3 protein-coding genes (1 of these 3 cut by a window edge) are annotated in these 2,585 nt (G+C 68.4%); 2 read left to right on the top strand and 1 reads right to left on the bottom strand.

All coding sequences use genetic code 11. The features are described 5' to 3' along the window. A partial coding sequence (locus tag OXU50_03885; protein MDD9869019.1) for a HisA/HisF-related TIM barrel protein occupies positions 1-636 on the top strand: 636 nt, incomplete at its 5' end. Between the two features lie 84 nt (positions 637-720). Then, entirely contained in the window at positions 721-1,050 is a 330-nt protein-coding gene (locus OXU50_03880) for a Nif11 family protein (GenBank protein ID MDD9869018.1), read from the top strand. Positions 1,051-1,081: 31 nt separating this feature from the next. Here OXU50_03880 and OXU50_03875 read toward each other — a convergent pair whose 3' ends face one another. Continuing rightward, positions 1,082-2,585, bottom strand: partial view of a TonB-dependent receptor gene (locus OXU50_03875; protein MDD9869017.1) — the 3' portion only. It continues 722 nt past the right edge of the window; the window shows 1,504 of its 2,226 coding nt (coding positions 723-2,226); the start codon falls outside the window, past its right edge; its stop codon occupies positions 1,082-1,084.

Raw genomic sequence — 2,585 nt, 5'->3', positions numbered from 1 at the left:
CCGCTGTTTCCGAGCGCGCAGCCGCTGGATGTCATCGCGCGCCTGCTCGATGGCGCGGCGCCCGGCCCGCCCGACACGGTGTATGTGGCCGACCTCGACGCCATCGCCGGCGACGGCACCGGCACCGGCGACAACACCGGCACCGGCCAATACGGCGACATCGCCGCCGCCGGCAAAAACCGCGCGGCCATCGCCGACATTCGCCGCCGTTTTCCGGCGCTGCGCGTGTGGCTCGACACCGGCGTCCGCCGCCGCCGCGACATCGCCGGGCCGCAGCCGGGCGTGCTGCCCGTCGTCGGCACCGAGACGCTCGCGGACGACCTTTCGCTGTTCAATGACACGGATTATATTCTGTCTCTCGACTTCGACGCGAAACGCCCGCCCGACGGCGGCCTGCTGCAACGCCCCGGCGCGTGGCCGCACACGGTCATCGCGCTGACGCTGGGCCGGGTCGGCGCGCAGTGCGGCCCCGACATCGCCCGGCTGAAACCGCTGCGCGCGCGCCACCGCGGACGGCTGATTGCCGGCGGCGGCGTGCGCGACGAACGCGACCTGCGCGCACTGCAAGCCTGCGGCGTGGACGGCGCGCTGGCCGCGACCGCGATTTACCACGGACGCCTGCGCCGCGCCGGGTGATGTCAGAGGTATCTGAACCCACGCGGCAGGCAAATTGCTTTATCATGGCGGCCCACGAAAGTGTCAACCCATGGAGGACCTGAAGTGAACAGAAATGTGGAAATAAAGAAATTCCTCACGAAGGCGAAGAAAGACGCCGAACTGTGCGCGATACTCGGCGACGCCGATGACATTGACGACATCGCGGAAATCGCACACCGCTACGGGCGCGACTTCACCAGCGAAGACTTCTCCGGCGCCCGCGCCGAGAGCATTGAGGCGATGGCGATCGTCGAGGCCATGGGCACAATGGACGACGAGATGATGAGCAGTTTCGCGGGCGGCGTCTGGAACCCGCCGAGCGAAAACCCGCTGACCCGCATCGGCACCGCCGCGTGGAAGGAATACTGGTCGCGCCTCGCGTCGGAAGGCTGATTGCGGCGCCGGCGCAGGCGCCGGCAAACAACTACCAGCGGTAGCCGAGACTCAGCCAGGCGTTGCGGCCCGGGCCGGGAATGCGCTCGCCGACGCCGACATCGCTTTCGCCAACGCGGTTGAACCCGGACAGCGCGTCGGCGTAGTCCTTGTCCAGCAGGTTCTCAACGCCGCCGCTGAACTTCAGGCCGTAGCGCGGCCAGGCGCGGCTGTAACGAAAGTTGACCAGCGCGTAACCCGGCACATCGCCGGTGTCAATCCGCCCGCCGAGGTTGTCGGCGTCCAGCAGCGAACGCGCCAGTTTGTCCTGCCGCCGCACGAGGACGGTTTCCAGGCGCACACTCGACATCCCGTCCCTGCGCTCCAGCCCCAGCGTCAGGCGCGGCGGCGCGATGCGGTAGAGGTTGTCGCCGGTGTCGCGGCGGCGCCCGCGCACGAGGCTGACAACGCCGTCCAGCGTCCAGCGCGCATCCAGGTGATAGCCGAAACGCGCATCAAAACCGTAGATTTTTGCATCCACATTGGCGAATTGTTTCGGGCTTGAATCGCCGTTTGCCAGGCGGCTGACGCAGACGAGCGCCTCGCCGTCGCTGTTGATGGCGCCGTCCGTCGCATAATCGCAGACGCCGGACACCGGCGCGCCCTGTATGTAGTCGCTGATGCGGCGGTAGAACAGGCGCGGCTCGAAACTGAACGAGGCGCTGTTCCAGTCGAGGCCGGCCTCGATCTCGCGCGAGATCTCGGGGTCGAGTTCGGGGTCGCCGACATAGTTGTTGCCGTCGCCAAGCCCGGCGTTGATCTCCAGCGGCAGCCATGTGTAGCGCTCGATGTAGCCCGGCGAGCGGGTTTTTTGCGCGGCGCCGAGCACCAGTTCAAGGCGCTCGTTCAGCGCGTAGCCGACTTCCACGAAGGCGTCGAGGTTGCGGTCGGTGCGGTTGCGGTCGGCGGCGTTGAAGCGGTCGCGCAGGCGGCGCGCGCCGTCGGTGACGGCGTTGGCGGTGCCGCGCTCCGCCAGGCGCGCGGGCAGCGCATCCACCGCGCCGGTCGAGGCGCGGACCAGGTTGTAGCGCAGGCCGGAAGCGGCGCGCCAGCGCGGCGCCACCTCGCCCCGCCATTCGGCGAACAGCGCCCACTTGTCCGTTTGCGAGTCGTTGAAGTTGGTCACGAAGAAGGCCGCGACATCGGGGTCGTGCACGGTGGACCAGTGCTCGGCCTGGTGACCTTCCAGCCCCACCCGCAGCGCGCCGCGCAGCCAGTCAAACGAGGCGGACACGGAAAGCCCGGCGCCGTCGCTGCCGACATCCACATGGCGCCGGTCATCGCCGCGGAAAGGCGGCAACTTGGCGCTGTCCGGGCCGGGAATGGCGTCGAAGTCCGGCGCCGGGCGCAGGCGGTAGTTGTTCATGCCGTGCTCGATGTCGTTGAAATACAGCGATGCGTCCCATTCCACGCCGCGCCGCGAACTCTTCCAGAACAGGCGCCCCAGGTCGGTGCGGTAATAGCGGATGTCGAGCGGCAGCGAAGGCGTGCCGGTC

It is taken from the genome of Gammaproteobacteria bacterium (assembly GCA_028817225.1).
GTDB lineage: Bacteria > Pseudomonadota > Gammaproteobacteria > Poriferisulfidales > Oxydemutatoraceae > Oxydemutator.
This window is presented reverse-complemented; position numbering and strand designations above follow the sequence as displayed.